Here is a 15268-nt window from a genome sequence, read left to right as displayed (position 1 = left end):
CGGACGATACTTTCTTCGTGATCTTCCGACGTTTGCCGTCCACCGCGCCGGGGTACCTGGCGCCCGTGGCCGACGAAGCCGGGAGAACGGGGCGCCCGCCGACTGACGACGGGGCGGAGGTCACCCGTGGCCGTTACGCGATGGGGGAATTCACCATCACCCCGCGCAGCGCTCTCGACGACGAGCGGCCGCCGGGCCTGCTGGGCGGCCGCTACGAAGTCGGCAGGCTGATCGGCAGCGGCGGCACCGCCCGCGTCTACCGGGCCTACGACGTGCGGCTGACCCGCGAGGTCGCCGTCAAGATCTACGACCGCGACGCGGTGGCGCTCGACCAGCGGCGCCGGCTGCGCGAGATGACCATCCAGGGCAGCATCAGCCACCCGGGCGTGGTGGCGCTGCTGGACAGCGGCACCGAGAACGGCCGGACGTACCTGGTGATGCAGCTCGTCGAGGGCGAGAACCTCGCCGAGCGCCTGCTGGGCGGCCCGATGCCGGCCGCGGACGTGACGGCGCTGGCCGACGGGCTCGCCGAGGCACTGGCGCACGTCCACGCGCAGCGGATCGTGCACCGCGACCTGAAGCCGGCCAACGTGTTCCTGTCCGCGGACGGTCCGCTGATCGGCGACTTCGGCATCGCCCACGCCCTCGACACCACCCACATCACGGGCACCGGCCTGATCCCGGGCACGGCGGCGTACCTGGCGCCGGAACAGGTGTCGGGCGAGCCGGCCGGCCCGCCGGCGGACGTGTACGCGCTGGGCTTGATCCTGCTGGAATGCCTGACGGGCCAACGGGAATACCCGGGCACGATGGTCGAGGCGGCCATGGCCCGGCTGACGAGACCGCCGCGGATCCCGGACGACGCACCGGCGACGCTGGCGTACACGCTGCGCCGGATGACGCAGCGCGAACCCGCCGACCGGCCGACGGCCGCGAAGGTCCTGGACATGCTGCACGCGCCGCCGCCGACGTTGCCGTGGAGCAGAACGCAGCGCAGTCCGCGCTGGCGCCGCCGCGCGGTACCGGTGGCGGGCGCCGCGGGCGGCGACTTGGCAACGGCTGCCGGTTCAGCGGGGCACGCGAGCGCCCTCGGCCCGGCCGGCGACCCGGCGTCGGTTCCGGGACGCGCGACCACCCTCGGCCCGGCCGGCGACCCGGCGTCGGTTCCGGGGCACGCGAGCGCCCTCGGCCCGGCCGACGACGACCTGGCCTCGGGTCCCGGTTCCGCGGGGCACGCCCCCGGCCCGGCTCCCGCGGCGGGCGACGCCCCGGCAACGGTCGCCGGTTCCGCGCAGCACGACACGACCGCCATCAGCCCGGCTCGCGACGCGCTGGTCCCGGCCGCGGGAGTCGGCGCGACCCTGGTTCCCAGCCCCACCCGCCGAGGCGAAGCCGTCGCTTCTTCCCCGGCCGAGAACCCGAACCGCCGCCGGTGGGCCACCGTCGCAGGGCTGACGGCCGCCGCCGTGGCCGCCGCGGCCGCCATGGTGCTGTTCGAGCAGGGAAGCGGGACCGGTTCACCCGCTCAGCCCGCGGTGAACCCGCCCGCCGCTTCCGCCACGCCCGCGTCGTCCACCCCGCTCGCCGACTCCGGCACCGCGCCGCACTCCGGCTCCGGTTCGCGGCCGAGCACCGGTGGGCCGGAGCCGCTCGAACCCGCCGCCGTCACCCACGAGAACCCGGCCACGACCGGGCAGCCGCCCGCCGCCGAGCCGCCGACCCCGGCCGGGGACCCGGCGAAGCAGGGCAAGCCCCCGAAGACCGACCCGCCCGGCAAGACCAAGGGCAAGGGTCCCGGCCACGACTCCTGAGCGGGACCTCCGGCGCGCGAATCCGGGCCGAACGGCCCTAGTGCGGAAAACGGCCGGGAATGGCGGGTAATTCGATTTCGTGAATGGGGACTCGAACCAATAACGACAGGTAACCGGCGGCCGGTCCGGCCCGACTGACTCCACGGTGCCGCCGCCGGGAATCCCCTCCCGGCTGGTTCGACGAACATTCCCGGAGGTCTGGATGAGTGTCCACGCTGCCCTCGCGCGGCCGGTTTTCCGCACACCGAGCGGCCGGCACGCCAAGCCCCGTCCCGCGTGGCCGCGGGTCGCCGGGCGGGCAGTCTTCCTGCTCTCCGCCCTGTTCTGCGTCGCCGCGGTGGCCGGCTTCGGGTGGCCGCCCGTGCTGCTGGTGGTGCCCGCCGCCGCAGTGGTGCTGCTCGTCGCGACCGTGGCGAAACTGCGGGCCGCGAGCCGGAAGATCGACACGATCTTCGCCGAAGAACTGTCGGAGGAGTCCGCGGATCCGGTCGATCAAGCGAGCGCGTAGCTCGCGATACTCGTCCCATGGAGTTCTTCTGCTACCACCGCGACCGCCCGGGGTCCTCGGCGCTGCGGCAGCGAACGCTGGAGGCGCACTGGTCCTACATGGACAGGTACGCAGACCGGATGATCGCCCGCGGCCCCACCTCGGACCGCGACGGCACCCCCACCGGCAGCGTGCACGTCCTCGACCTGCCGGACCCGGCCGCCGCCCGTGCGTTCGCCTTCGACGAGCCCACCTACCAGGCCGGCGGCTACCGGGACGTCCTGCTGCGCCGGTGGCGCAACACCCTCGGGACCACCATGTGGGACTCCCCCGGCGAGCCGTCGGGCTACCTGGTCCTCGGCCTCGCCGAAGGCCCGCCCGCCGACGTCGGACGCCCGGACGGGCACGACCTGATCGCCTACGGACCGCTCCTCTCCGACGACGGCGCCACCTGGCTCGGCACGGCCGCGCTGACCAGGGCGGCCACCCCCGGGGCGGCCCGCAGCCTCCTCACGCAAGACCGCTACGCCACCATCGAGGTTCACTCCTGGCGGTTCGGCGGACGGGTCACCGCAAGTCCAGCCACATGATGCGCAGCCCGACGTCGCCCGCGGACGGGTGGCGGAACGCGCCGGGCGCCGTTCCGAGCGTCACGAACCCCAGGCTCTCGTACAGGCGGATCGCGGCCACGTTCACCTCGACCACCGCGTTGAACTGGATGGCCGCGAACCCGCTCCGCCGGGCCCAGCCGATCATGTCCGTCGTCAGCGCCCGCCCGACTCCCGTGCCCCGCGCCTCCTTCGCGACCATCAGGCTGCCGGACGCCACGTGACTGCCGGGTCCCGGCCGGTTGGCGTACATGTTGGCCGTCCCGGTCACGCGGTCGCCGTCGAGGGCGACGACCACCCGGGCCGGTGGATCGCGCAGCCACGTCTGCCGCGCCTCGCGCTCGGTCATCGCCGGGTCGTAGGGGAACGTCCGCTGCTCGGTGACGACGTCGTGGATGATCGGCCAGATCGCGGGCCAGTCGTCGCCGCGGGCTTCGCGGATCACCGGGTCGCCGCCGCGAGGATCTCCGTGGCCGGGAAGCCTGCCGCGCAGCCGGTGCAGCGCGCGGTGCGCATGCTGCCGCGGATCCGGTCGATGAGCTTGCCGTCCATGGTGCCGAAGGCTAACGGCACCGCGACCCCCGCACGACCGGATTACCGCTGCAGCCGCAACGCCAGTGCCGGGCACGCCGCGGCCGCGCGCCGGGCCTCGGTCGCCAGTGCCGCCGGCACCGCGCCCGGCGCCACCACCGGAAAGCCCCACTCGTCGAGGCGCACCAGCTCCGGCAGCAGGTCCGCGCACAAGCCGTGCGCGCGACACCCGATCGGGTCCACCGTCACCTTCATGCCACACCCACCGGGACCCGGCACCGGCCGTCGGCCTGGTGCGCGCGGACGTCGGCGTCGAACACCTGCAGCGCGCTCGCCGCGAGCCGGGCCGCGCCGTCCGGGTGGGCGCACGCGCCCCGGCCGGTGAGCAGCGGGAGGCGGCGGGCCAGCCGGGCCGTCGCCGGACCGCCGTCGAGCAGCTCCGCGAAGTCGGCCGCGATCGACGGCAGGCCGAACGTGCACGGGCCGCACTGCCGGGCCGACTCGGCCGCCAGGAACGCCAGCACCTTCGCCGTGTACTCCAGCCCGCAGTCGCGCGCCGGGAGCGCGTAGACCGTCGCGATCCCGGTCAGGCCACCGCCGAGGTCCGCTGTCCACGTTCCGCCGGCGAGCACCGCCTGCACCGGCTCCGCTTCGCCGCCCGCCGCGGCCAGCACGCCGGCCAGTGACGTCCCCGCGGCCACCTCGACGACGCCGGGCCGCCGGACCGCGCCGGTCACCGTGACCAGTTCGGTCCGGGACGCGCGGTAGTGGTGCGGGCCCAGGAGAACCACCGACGCCAGCTGCGCCAGGGTCTCCACATTGGACACCAGGGTCGGCCGCCCGCGCACGCCGCGTTCGGCGGGCCGGGGCCGCTTGCCCAGCGGCCGCGCGTCACCCGACGTCAGGTACCGGACGAGCGCGGTCTCCTCGCTGGCGACGTACCGGCGCGGCACCTCCGCGACCCGCACCGGCACCCGGTCTTCGCGCTCGGCGAGCGCGGCGGCCACACTCGGCAGCGCCGGGCTGCCCGCGTGCACGCAGAGGACGGCCTCGGCGGCACCGATCGCGTGCGCGGCGAGCTGCAGGCCGTCGAGCACGAGGTGCGGCGAAAGCGTCAGCAGGACACCGTCTTTCCGGCTGAGCGGGTCGCCTTCACACCCGTTCGCGACGACGATCGAGCGGTTCGAGCGGGCCGCGCGCAGCTTCACCGCCGTCGGGAAGCCGCCTCCGCCGCGGCCGCGCAGGTCCGCCGCTTCGACGGCGGCGATCAGCCGGTCGCGGCCGTCGTCGCCGTGGTAGGCGACCCACGGCACGACGCCGTTGCGACGCCGGTGGCCGGCCAGGTCGAGCCGGTGCGGGGGCAGGATGCTCATCGGAGGCCTCCCAGGGCAGCGAACTTGCGGGCGCGGGTGGCGCGGTAGCCGGCGGAACCGAGCACGGCCAGCACGCAGAGGACGTCGAGCGCGACGATCCAGCCGAAGGCGGCGTCGTTTTCGGCCATGCCGAACCCGTGCACCAGCGCGACCGGCCAGCACAGGTAGGCCAGCCAGTGCACTGCCCGCCAAGCCCGCGCGGGGAGGCGGGTGCGCACGAGACTGGTGACGACGATCGCGATCAGCAGGTCGATCGCGACGGCGCCGAGCCCGACCCACAGCGGCTGGTAACCGGCGCCGAACGGGACGACGACGTCGAGCCAGCCGAGCGGGACGTACCCGTCGAGGATCGCCGACGCGATGTGCGCGGCGAGGAAGGCCAGGCTGGTCAGCGCGAGGTTCCGGTGCACGGCGGCGACGGCGAACCGGGGCCACTCGCGCGTGGCGAACCGGCCGGCGCCGAGCGCGCCGAGGACGACCACGCCGGTGAAGAGCACCAGCGAGACGAGCCCGCTCGCGCGGCTGAAGTACCACACGGCGGAGCTCATGCCGCCTGCCGTTCCGCGGGCCAGCCGGGCGTGGTGACGACGTCGCCATCGACGCCGACGAGTCGCGCGGGGAGGTGCCTTCGCTCGAGCCAGCCGGGTGCGTCCGCGCCGAGGACGATCGCCGCCGTGCTCGCGGTGTTGGCGTCCACAGTGGACTTGGCGGCGACGGTGACGGTGCGCCAGCGCGCGGCGGCGACGTCGCCGGTGCGCGGATCGACGATGTGGTGCACGGTCCGGCCGCGGTGCCGCCAGCGCCGCCGGACGGTGCCGGAGGTCGCGAGCGCGCCGTCACGGTGGAGGGCGACGGTGGTGTCCGGCCGGGCGACGGCCTCGGTGTGGTCGTCGCCGAGCGCGATCTGCCAGCCGCCGTCGGGAGCAGGCCCGGCGGCGCGCAGATCGCCGCCCAGGTTCACCAGGACGCCGCAGCCGACGGTGCCGTGGATCCGCCGGGCGGCCCGGTCCGCGGCAAGGGCCTTGGCGGTCGCGCCGAGGTCGAGGTGGACACCCCGCGGGAGGACGACGAGCCGCTGGGCGGGATCGAAGAGAACCCGGTGCCAGCCGGGCGCGGGATCCGTTGCGGTGTCCCGATCATCGGCACCGCCGAGGTCGTCCGCGTTCCGATCACCGGCAACGAAAGCGAAATCACAGTCGTACCCCAGCGCGCACACCGCCGTCCCGACCGTCGGGTCGACCAACCCGTCCGTCAGCCGGGCCGCCCGCAACGCCACCCCCAGCGCCTCCGCCAGCAACGGCCCCACCCGGACCTGCCGCCCGGCCGCCTCGTGCAGCCGGGAGATCTCCGAGTCGGACCGGAACCGGCTACAGGCCGCGTCGATCGCCGCCAGCTCCTCGCGCAGGACCGCGAGCGCCTCCCCCAGCCGGGTGGGATCCGTGACGACCAGCTCGGCCGTCGTGCCAGGGCCGGGAACGCCGTGGTCACGACGCACCCGAGCCGGTGTGCGCGTGCCCGGATCCGCTGCTCAAGCCGCTGTCCGGCGCCTGCAAGCCGTCCGAGGAGCCGGCCGGGTCGGTGGCCGTCGAATCCGAGGTGGAGGTGGTGGCCGAAGCGGTCGAGAGGCCGAAGCCGATGGCGCCGACCGCGGCCGCGCCCAGTACCGCGGCGGCCGCCGCGGCCAGTGCGGCCTTGCGGCGTCCGTGCTCGCGGCGGGCGGGTCCGGCCGGGGTGGTGGGTTCCATGGCACCGAGTGTCGGCGCCGTTCCTTTGAACGAGCTGGGAACGACCTGTCAAAGCCCTGGCGCCCCGACCAAAGGAGGTTGACACCGGAAAGCCATTCACCCACTCTTTCCGTTGTCCGCCGGAGGTTTCCCGGTGTTCACCGACCGGACCACAGCACCTCACGAACCGGCCCCCTGCCGCGGGCACCATGAGGCGCCCACCCCCTCAGTGCTGGAGGACCCATGATCCGCAAGCGGATCTTCGCCGCCTTCGCCGCGGCCACCCTGGTCACCGCCGGTGCGGTCACCGCGGCCGTCGCCACCGGACCGGACGAACCCGCCGTCCGGCCGACCGCCGCGGCCGTGCCGGCGTTCGACCACATCGTCCTGGTGATGTTCGAGAACAAGAAGTACTCCTCGATCAACGGCAGCTCCAGCGCGCCCTACTTCAACACCCTCGCCTCGCAGAGCGCGAAGTTCACGAGCTCCTACGCGATCACCCACCCGAGCCAGCCCAACTACGTCGCCCTCTTCTCCGGCGCGACGCAGGGCGTCACCGACGACAGCTGCCCGGCCGACCTCGGCGCGAAGGCCAACCTCGGCCGTCAGCTGCTCGACGCGGGCAAGACCTTCAAGGGCTACTCCGAAGCCATGCCCTCGGACGGCTACACCGGCTGCTCCAGCGGCACCTACCGGCGCAAGCACAACAGCTGGGTCGACTTCTCCAACGTCCCGGCCGCGAGCAACGTGCGGTTCTCGAGCTTCCCGTCCGACTTCACCCAGCTGCCGACCGTTTCCTTCGTCACGCCCGACATGTGCAACGACATGCACGACTGCAGCATCGGCACCGGCGACACCTGGCTGAAGAAGAACCTCGACGCCTACGCCCAGTGGGCCAAGACGCACAACAGCCTGCTGATCACGACCTTCGACGAGGACAGCAACACGTCGGTCAACCAGATCTTCACCAGCTTCACCGGCGCGCACGTCAAGGTCGGCAGCTACAGCGAAACGATCAACCACTACACCGTGCTGCGCACCATCGAGGCGTCCTACGGCCTGCCCGGCATCGGCAACGCCGCGAGCAAGTCGCCGATCCTCGACGTCTGGCAGTAACCGCGTGTACCTGTCCACCATCGGCCGCCGAGAGCATGCTGGGACGGTGTCCCGGCGCAAGCTCTCGGCGGTCGGCGCGAACGTCTTCGCGCTGGGCGCCGTCAGCCTGGTCACCGACGTCTCCTCGGAGATGGTCACCGCGGTCCTGCCCGTGTACCTCGTCCTCGGGCTGCACCTGAGCCCGGCCGCGTACGGCCTGGTCGACGGCCTCTACACCGGCGCGACGGCGTTGCTGCGGATCGTCGGCGGGTACGTCGCCGACCGGATCCGGCGGCGCAAGGTCGTGGCCGGCGCCGGCTACGCGCTGTCCGCGGTGGCGAAGCTCGGCCTGCTCGCCGCGGGGGCGTCGGCGGTCGCGATCGGCGCGGTGATCACCCTCGACCGCACGGGCAAGGGCCTGCGGACCGCGCCGCGTGACGCCCTGATCACCTTGTCGGCGCCCGAACCGCTGCTCGGGCGCGCTTTCGGCGTGCACCGCGCGATGGACAGCGTGGGCGCGTTCGCCGGGCCGCTGGTCGCGCTCGCCGTGCTGGCCGCCGTGGGGGCCACCGATCCCGAGGCGTTCGACGCCGTGTTCGTCGTCAGCTTCTGCATCGCCGCGATCGGGGTGCTGCTGCTGGTGCTGTTCGTCCGCGACCGCCGGACGCCGAAAGCGGCCGCGACGCCGGTTTCGCCGCGGGCGGCGGCCGCGTTGCTGCGTGGCAGCGGCGTGCGGCGGCTGCTGGTGGCCGCCTGCGTGCTCGGGCTGGCCACGGTCGGCGACGGGTTCGTCTACCTGCTGCTGCAGCACAAGGAGGACATCGCCACCGGCTGGTTCCCGCTGCTCGCGGTCGGCACGAACCTCGGCTACCTGCTGCTCGCCGCGCCGCTGGGCGCGCTCGCCGACCGGATCGGGCGGCTGCCGGTGGTGCTCGGCGGGTACGGCGCCCTCGCGCTGGTCTACCTGCTGCTCGCCGGGCCGGTGTCCGGCTGGCCGCTGATCGTGCTCTCGCTGGCGTTGTACGGCGCGTTCTACGCGGCGACCGACGGCGTGCTCATGGCCCTGGCCGGCCCGCTGCTGCCGGAATCGCTGCGCACCACCGGGATCTCGCTCGTCCAGACCGCGCAGGCGCTCGCCTACTTCACCTCGTCCGTCCTGTTCGGACTCGCCTGGCAGTTCTGGGGTGCGGACCTCGCGATCGCCGTCGCCGCGGGTGGCGCGGTGGTCGCGATCGCCGTGACGTTCACCGTGCTGCGGAAGGCGACGGCGTGAAGACCCGGATCCTCATCGCCGTCGTCGGCGTGCTCGTGCTGGCCGGGGCCGCGATCGCGTACGTCGGGTTCGCGAGCGCGCGCAGCCACGACGTCACCGCGACGGGCGCGGTCAGCCTCGCCCCCGGCCCGCGGCTGCTGTTCCGCAGCACCGCCGACGCCGACCGCGGGCACGTCGCCACGGTGTTCGCCGCCGACCCCGGCGGCCCGCGAACGGTGTCGCCGCTGTCGTGCGCGCGGGTGTACGCCGCCGGCGGCACCGGGCTCTGCCTGCGCCAGGACGGCGACCTGACCACCTACCAGCTGGCGGTACTCGACTCCGGCCTCGCCGTGCAGCGCGAGATCCCGCTGGTCGGGCTGCCGAACCGGGCGCGGGTCTCGGCGAGCGGCCGGATGCTCGCGTGGACGGTCTTCGTCACCGGCGACTCCTACAACGGCGGCATGTTCTCCACCCGCGCCGGCATCCTCGACACGGCGACCGGCGACCTCGCGGGCACGCTCGAGGACTACGCGGTCACCCTCGACGGCAAGCCGTACCAAGCCGCGGACCTCAACTTCTGGGGCGTGACGTTCACCGGCGACGACCGCCACTTCTACGCGACGATGTCGACGGCCGGCCGGCGTTACCTGGTCGCGGGCGACTTCACCGCGCACACGATCCGCACGCTGCGCGAGAACGTCGAATGCCCGTCGCTGTCCCCGGACGGTACCCGGGTGGCGTTCAAGTCCGCCGTGGACGGCGACCCGGCCCGCGGCTGGCGGCTGTCGGTACTGGACCTGGCGACGTCGAAGGTGACGCCGCTGGCGGAGACCCGCAGCGTCGACGACCAGCCCGCCTGGCTCGACGACCACACGATCGGTTACGGCCTCCCCCGCGGCCCGGGCCACGCGGACGTCTGGTCGGTCCCGGCGGACGGCTCGGGCGCGCCCCGGCTGCTGATCCCGGACGCCGAGTCGCCCGCCGCCCTGGAGCCGTGATCGCGGTACATCCCGGTCGCGGCTAGTCCAGTTTGCGCAGACCGTCGAGGATGCGGCGCATCAGGTCCGTGTCCGGGGGTGCGAACGCGAACCGCGGGGCCGGGAACCCGACGGTCACCGGGGCCGGTGGCGGGAGGATACCCGCCACCCGGCACGGCAGGCGGGTCCGGTCCGGTTCGCGGCGGGTCTGGGCCGGGATCGGCAGCGTCGGCAGGGCCACCGTGCCCGCGTCGGCCAGCTTCCGCGCGGCCACCTCGCGGCGGAGGCGCGACTGGATGCCGGCCACGGTGAAGTCCGGTTCCGGGTCGGGGACGGCCGGGGGACGCCCCGGCCGCCGGCGTTCCAGGCTGATCGCCCAGGCCGCCGCGGCGAGGGCAGGCAGCAGCAGCCCGGCGACGATCGCGAGGCCCGGCAGGTCGACGGCCATCAGGCGGCCCCGGGCACAGGTAGGAGCATGACGTTCACTTCCGGACGGACGGTTCTTCCGCAGCATGGCCGACACCTGGATATTCGACATCAACGAATTTCGCGAACCCCGAAGACCATCATGAATGACGGTCACCGCTCCCGCAAGCGGCCGAACGGGGTCGACCGTCCGGACGGTAAAACTGCAGCTCAGCGGGCATGCGCGGCGGGTACACCGCGCCCCTTACCCACTAATACGGCTGCTGGTTCGATCCGGTTCACCGCAATTTACGTCCATTCACGACTTCAGCGCCGGTCAGCTCAATGCGCACGACCGCGCCAGTTCCGCCGGGGTCGCTCCGGCCGGGCGGGCGATCGTCGCCGAGGCCGATGGCCGCGCGCCGTGCAGCCAGCCGGCGAGGGCGTCGAACGCCGTCCGGAAGCACGGGCCGAGGGGGCGCAGGCGGTCCGGGAAGGCGTCGACGAGCCCGTCGACGTGGTTGCCGCCCTCGATGCGGTAGTACCGGTGCAGTGCCCCGCGTCCCGAATCGCGGATCATCCGGTCGTAGACGTCGGAGTCGCGGGTGATCGGCAGGAGCGTGTCGAGCGTGCCGTGGAGGGTCAGCAGCGGCTTGCCGATCCGCCCGGTCAGCGAGATCCGCTCCACCGCCCGCGCCACCGACGGCGGCCGGGACGCGTACTCGTAGTCGGCGTCACAGGCGGGCGTTCCCGAAGCGCAGAACGGGGTGCCGGCCTCCAGAGAGCCGTCGAACGCCGGGTCGACCTCTTCGCGGTAGATCCGCTGGGTCAGGTCCCAGTAGACGCGGTAGTGGTAGTCCCACAAGAACTCCGACCCGGGTGCGAACCCGGCGTCCAAAATGGACTGGTGGGCGGCCTCCGACCCGGCCGCGTAGGCCGGATACGCCCGCAGCGCCGGCGGCAGGAACGTGAGCAGGTTCGGCCCGTCGGGCCGCCACAGCGTCCCCTCCCAGTCGACGCCGCCGTCGTAGAGCCACGGCCGGTTCTCCAGCTGCCACCGCACCAGGTACCCGCCGTTGGACAGCCCGGCGGCGAGGGTCTTCGTGACCGGGCGGCCGTAGTGCCGGGCCGCCGCGGACCGGGCGGCGAGGGTCAGCTGCGTGACGCGCGAATTCCACTCGGCCAGCGCGTCGCCCGGCCGGACGCCGTCGGTGAAGAAGGCCGCGCCGGTGTTGCCCTTGTCGGTCGCGGCGAACGCGTAGCCCTCCGCGAGCGCCTGGTCGCCGATCGCGCGGTCGTTCGCGTACTGGCGCCGGACGCCGGGCGAGCCGGAGACGACCAGGCCGCCGTTCCACCGGTCCGGCAGGCGCAGCACGAACTGGGCGTCGTGGTTCCAGCCGTGGTTGGTGTTCGCCGTCGAGGAGTCCGGGAAGTAGCCGTCGACCTGGACGCCGGGCACCACACCGAACGTGGGCAGCCCCGCCGACGTCAACCCGGCCCAGTCCGCCTCGACGGTGTGCCCGGACGCGAGCGTGCCGGTCGTCGTCAGGTCGTCGAGGCACGCGGCCACCGACAGCTGGGCGCCGGGCACCCGCACCGAGCAACCCCCGGCCGAAGCCGACGCCGGCACCGGCAGCGCCGCCGCGAGTGCACCCGCCAGAACCCAAGCCAGCCAACCCCGCACGGTCCACCTCCGGTCTCGACTGTCCCCAAGCCAAGCGCGTGCCGCGCCCGCGAGCCATCCCGCCGGTCACCATGATGCGGCGAGCCGTTGTGGTGGACGGCCACATGGTCTCGACCGCGAAGCCGTCTTAGCGTCGCTGAAACCCCTCTCAACGACGAGAAGGAACTCACATGCGCAAGCTCGCCTTCGCGGGACTCGCCGCGATCACCGCCGCCGTGCTCACCACCGTCGGGGTGGCGGCCGCCGACCCGCCGCCGTCGTCCCTGGTCCAGGTGCCCGATTTCGGCGCCAATCCCGGCAACCTGGCGATGTACACCTACACCCCCGCCGGGCTCGGGACCGGCCGTCCGGTGGTCGTCGCCCTGCACGGCTGCACGCAGAGCGCCGCGGACTACCACGCCCATTCCGGCTGGCCTGAGCTGGCCGACCGGTGGCGGTTCGAGATGGTGTTCCCGCAGACGTCGACGGCGAACAACTCGCTGAAGTGCTTCACCTGGTTCGACCCCGCCGACGACACGCGCGGGAAGGGCGAAGCGGCGTCGATCAAGTCCATGGTGGACAAGGCGGTCGCCGACCACGGCTCGGACCGCTCCCGGGTGTTCGTGACCGGCTTGTCGGCCGGCGGCGGGATGGCGGCCGACCTGCTCGCCGCCTACCCGGACGTCTTCGCCGGCGGCGGCATCGACGCCGGGCTGCCCGCGCAGTGCGCCACCAGCATCACCCAGGCCTCGAGCTGCCAGCAGAACGACCAGCGCCTGACACCGGCGCAGTGGGCGTCGAAGGTCAAGGCGCAGTACCCCGGCTACGGCGGGCCCTGGCCGCGGGTGGCGATCTGGCAGGGCACCGGCGACTACACCGTCTACCCGGTCAACGGAACCGAGCTGCGCGACCAGTGGACCGCGGTGCACGGCGTGTCCCAGACGCCGACGAGCACGCAGTCCCTGCCCGGCGGCACGACGCTGACGACGTACGCGGACAAGGTCCAGCTGTACTCGATCGCCGGGATGGGCCACGGCACCGCGGTCGACCCCGGAAGCGGCCCGACGCAGTGCGGCAGCACGGGCGCGTACTTCCTGGCCGGGATCTGCTCCAGTTACTACACGGGCGTGTTCTTCGGCCTGGACAACGGATCGGGCACCACCACCCCGCCGCCGACGACCAGCACCACGACGACCACCACCGCTCCGGCCGGCACTTGCGTGAGCGCCAGCAACTACGCCCACACCCAGGCGGGCCGCGCGCACCAGAGCGCCGGGCAGACGTACGCGAACGGTTCGAACCAGGCCATGGGATTGTGGAACACCTTCACCGTCCACGCGCTGAGGGAGACGTCTCCGGGCTACTGGGTCCTCGCCGACGGGCAGTGCTAGACGGGTAGAGCCAGAGGAAGCTCGGCCACGGCGTCATGAATGACTCATTCCTGGCCTCGGACGCCAGGAATGAGTCATTCACTGCGCCCCGGCGGCGTCAGCGCGGCGACGCGAGCCGGTGCAACCGCAGGGCCAGCTGGATTTCCAGGGCCCGGTCCGGCGCCTGCCAGTCCTCCCCCAGCAGCGACGCCACCCGTTCCAGCCGCTGCACGACCGTGTTCACGTGGACGTGCAGCACGTCCTTCGTGCGCGCCAGCTGCGAGCCGTTCGCGAAATACGCCCGCAGCGTCGCCACCAGCTCGGTGCCTCGGCGGGAGTCGTAGTCCAGCACCGGTCCGAGCGTCTGGCGGACGAACGCGTCGAGGTCCGCGCGGTCGCCGAGGAGCTGGCCGAGGAAACCGAGCCCGGCCATTGCCGCGCCTTCGCCCGTGCGGCCGAGCGCCAGCAACGCCCGGACGCAGCGCGCCGCCTCCGCGTGGGCGTCCGCGATCGCCGACGGGCCGCTCGCCGGGCCCGCCGCGCCCACCGTGACCGGGCGGCCGGTCGCGGAACCGAGGTCGGCCGCGACGCGGCGGGCCAGCTCGTCCGGGTCGCCGGTCGCGAGCAGCACGACTTCCTCCGCGTGCACCCCGACCAGCGTCGCGTGCCGGGCCGCCGCGCTCGCCACCCGACGGCGCGAGCCGCCGTCCGCGTGGGCGACCAGGACCGCGTGCGGGGCCGACAGGTCGATCCCGAGCCGTCGGCCGCGGGCCAGCAGCGCCCGCGGGTTGCGGTCGGGTGCGGTGAGCAGGTCGGTCAGCAGCTCGCCGCGGACCTCGTCTTCGGCGCGCACCACCGACCGCCGCAGCATCAGCAGCAACGCCGTCACGACGCCGGCGCGTTCGAACAGCCGCCGGTCGGGATCGCCGAGGCCCGCGCGACCGGCCAGCACCAGGCTGCCGAGGAGTTCCGGACCGGCCTGGACCGCGCACACCCAGTTGTCCTTTGTGGACACCGCCCGTCCGGTGGTGCGGGCCGCGGCGAGCGCGTCCGGGTCGAGCGGCACCGGGGCCGCCGAACTCGCCAGGAGCGTGCCGTCGGCGTCGTAGACCGTGAGGTCTCCGTGCAGCACGGCGGCGACCGCGTCGGCGACGTCCGGCAGGTCGCCCCCGCGCAGGACGAGGTCGGTCAGCCGGTCGTGGGCGTCCTCGGCGCGTTCCATCGTCGCGTTGGCCTCGTTGAGCTCCGCGACCGCGCGGCGGGTCTGGTCGAGCAGGTTCGCGCTGTCCAGGGCGATCGCCGCGTGGTCGGCCAGCGACGACAGCAGCGCCACCTCGTCCGCGGAGAACTCGCGGGTGGCCCGGTCGGACGCGAAGAGCACGCCGAGCACCTTCGGGCCGATCGCCAGCGGGACGCCGAGGATCGCGGTCAGGCCCTCGTCTTCGACGCCGGAGTCGATGTGCCGCGTGTGCTTGAACCGGTCGTCGTTGAAGTAGTCCGACGTCGCGTACGGCCGCGCGGTCTGCGCGACCAGCCCGCCCAGGCCCTCGCCCATCCCGAGCACGATCTGCTGGAACTCCGCCGACACCGAGCCGTCGCTGACCCGGATGTAGGTCTTGCCCTCGGCCTCGTTGTTGAGGCTGAGGTAGGAGACGTCGACGCCGAGCAGCGCCCGCGCCCGCCGGACGATCGAGCGCAGCACGGTGTCCGGATCGGACAGTGCGGCGAGCTCGCTCGCGGTCTCGAACAGCGCGGTGAGCTGGGCCTCGCGCCGCCGGTGCTCGGCCAGCGTCTCGCGGATCCGCAGGGCCAGCTCGCCCGCGCTGGCCAGCGCGGCCAGGTCGGCCGCGTCGAGGGCGCCCTCGGCGCGGGCGGCCACGACGACGTGCGCCAGCTGCTCGGTGCTCGCCCCGGAGGCGAGCAGGTCGAGCAGCCGGCGCAGCGCGTCCGAGGGTGCGGTCACGGCCGTCAT

General features: G+C 73.7%; 16 protein-coding genes. 7 read left to right on the top strand and 9 right to left on the bottom strand.

The features are described from left to right. Positions 1-17: 17 nt before the first annotated feature. From IE317_RS12825 to IE317_RS12815, 3 genes are all read left to right on the top strand, one after another. Complete coding sequence (locus IE317_RS12825) at positions 18-1811, top strand: serine/threonine-protein kinase (RefSeq protein WP_229902681.1); 1794 nt, start codon at positions 18-20, stop codon at positions 1809-1811. Between the two features lie 202 nt (positions 1812-2013). Further along, positions 2014-2319, top strand: a complete 306-nt coding sequence (locus IE317_RS12820) for a hypothetical protein (protein WP_191309648.1) — start codon at positions 2014-2016, stop codon at positions 2317-2319. Between the two features lie 17 nt (positions 2320-2336). Beyond that, complete coding sequence (locus tag IE317_RS12815; RefSeq protein WP_191309646.1) at positions 2337-2888, top strand: YciI family protein; 552 nt, start codon at positions 2337-2339, stop codon at positions 2886-2888. Here IE317_RS12815 and IE317_RS12810 read toward each other — a convergent pair. The 6 genes from IE317_RS12810 to IE317_RS12785 form a co-directional block, all read right to left on the bottom strand. Then, positions 2866-3351, bottom strand: coding sequence for a GNAT family N-acetyltransferase (locus IE317_RS12810; protein ID WP_191309644.1), 486 nt, complete (start codon positions 3349-3351; stop codon positions 2866-2868). The two genes, IE317_RS12815 and IE317_RS12810, sit on opposite strands and share 23 nt — an antisense overlap. A 149-nt stretch (positions 3352-3500) precedes the next feature. Beyond that, complete coding sequence (locus IE317_RS12805) at positions 3501-3692, bottom strand: ferredoxin (protein ID WP_191309642.1); 192 nt, start codon at positions 3690-3692, stop codon at positions 3501-3503. Next, positions 3689-4810 (bottom strand): NADH-ubiquinone oxidoreductase-F iron-sulfur binding region domain-containing protein, encoded by a 1122-nt coding sequence (locus tag IE317_RS12800; RefSeq protein WP_191309641.1) that lies wholly within the window; start codon positions 4808-4810, stop codon positions 3689-3691. The genes IE317_RS12805 and IE317_RS12800 overlap by 4 nt, the downstream gene beginning before the upstream one ends. Beyond that, positions 4807-5358, bottom strand: coding sequence for a ferric reductase-like transmembrane domain-containing protein (locus IE317_RS12795; protein WP_191309639.1), 552 nt, complete (start codon positions 5356-5358; stop codon positions 4807-4809). The genes IE317_RS12800 and IE317_RS12795 overlap by 4 nt, the downstream gene beginning before the upstream one ends. Then, the gene (locus IE317_RS12790; RefSeq protein ID WP_229902680.1) at positions 5355-6305 is read right to left on the bottom strand and encodes an FAD:protein FMN transferase; all 951 of its coding nucleotides are present in this window, start codon (positions 6303-6305) and stop codon (positions 5355-5357) included. Before IE317_RS12790 ends, IE317_RS12795 begins: the two co-directional genes overlap by 4 nt. After that, positions 6295-6555: a hypothetical protein gene (locus IE317_RS12785; RefSeq protein ID WP_191309637.1), complete on the bottom strand. Its 261-nt coding sequence runs from the start codon at positions 6553-6555 to the stop codon at positions 6295-6297. The genes IE317_RS12790 and IE317_RS12785 overlap by 11 nt, the downstream gene beginning before the upstream one ends. A 222-nt stretch (positions 6556-6777) precedes the next feature. On the opposite strand from IE317_RS12785, the gene IE317_RS12780 reads away from it, so the two are divergent. From IE317_RS12780 to IE317_RS12770, 3 genes are read left to right on the top strand one after another with little or no spacing between them, the layout of a single operon-like run. After that, positions 6778-7650: an alkaline phosphatase family protein gene (locus tag IE317_RS12780; protein ID WP_191309636.1), complete on the top strand. Its 873-nt coding sequence runs from the start codon at positions 6778-6780 to the stop codon at positions 7648-7650. A gap of 4 nt (positions 7651-7654) precedes the next feature. Further along, entirely contained in the window at positions 7655-8902 is a 1248-nt protein-coding gene (locus IE317_RS12775) for an MFS transporter (protein ID WP_373309038.1), read from the top strand. Then, positions 8899-9879, top strand: coding sequence for a TolB family protein (locus IE317_RS12770; RefSeq protein ID WP_191309632.1), 981 nt, complete (start codon positions 8899-8901; stop codon positions 9877-9879). Before IE317_RS12775 ends, IE317_RS12770 begins: the two co-directional genes overlap by 4 nt. A 22-nt stretch (positions 9880-9901) precedes the next feature. Here IE317_RS12770 and IE317_RS12765 read toward each other — a convergent pair whose 3' ends face one another. Both IE317_RS12765 and IE317_RS12760 read right to left on the bottom strand, forming a co-directional pair. Next, positions 9902-10306, bottom strand: coding sequence for a hypothetical protein (locus IE317_RS12765; RefSeq protein WP_191309630.1), 405 nt, complete (start codon positions 10304-10306; stop codon positions 9902-9904). Positions 10307-10600: 294 nt separating this feature from the next. Next, on the bottom strand, positions 10601-11947 hold the full coding sequence (locus IE317_RS12760) for a tannase/feruloyl esterase family alpha/beta hydrolase (protein ID WP_229902679.1): 1347 nt from the start codon (positions 11945-11947) through the stop codon (positions 10601-10603). A gap of 170 nt (positions 11948-12117) precedes the next feature. On the opposite strand from IE317_RS12760, the gene IE317_RS12755 reads away from it, so the two are divergent. Further along, positions 12118-13317, top strand: coding sequence for an extracellular catalytic domain type 1 short-chain-length polyhydroxyalkanoate depolymerase (locus IE317_RS12755; protein ID WP_191309628.1), 1200 nt, complete (start codon positions 12118-12120; stop codon positions 13315-13317). Positions 13318-13414: 97 nt separating this feature from the next. On the opposite strand, the gene IE317_RS12750 is transcribed toward IE317_RS12755, so the two are convergent. Further along, positions 13415-15268 carry a helix-turn-helix domain-containing protein gene (locus IE317_RS12750; RefSeq protein ID WP_191309627.1) on the bottom strand — a complete coding sequence of 618 codons (1854 nt, stop codon included), beginning with the start codon at positions 15266-15268 and terminating at the stop codon, positions 13415-13417.

The organism is Amycolatopsis bullii, assembly GCF_014654205.1.
In the GTDB taxonomy this organism is placed as follows: Bacteria; Actinomycetota; Actinomycetes; order Mycobacteriales; family Pseudonocardiaceae; genus Amycolatopsis; species Amycolatopsis plumensis.
This window is presented reverse-complemented; position numbering and strand designations above follow the sequence as displayed.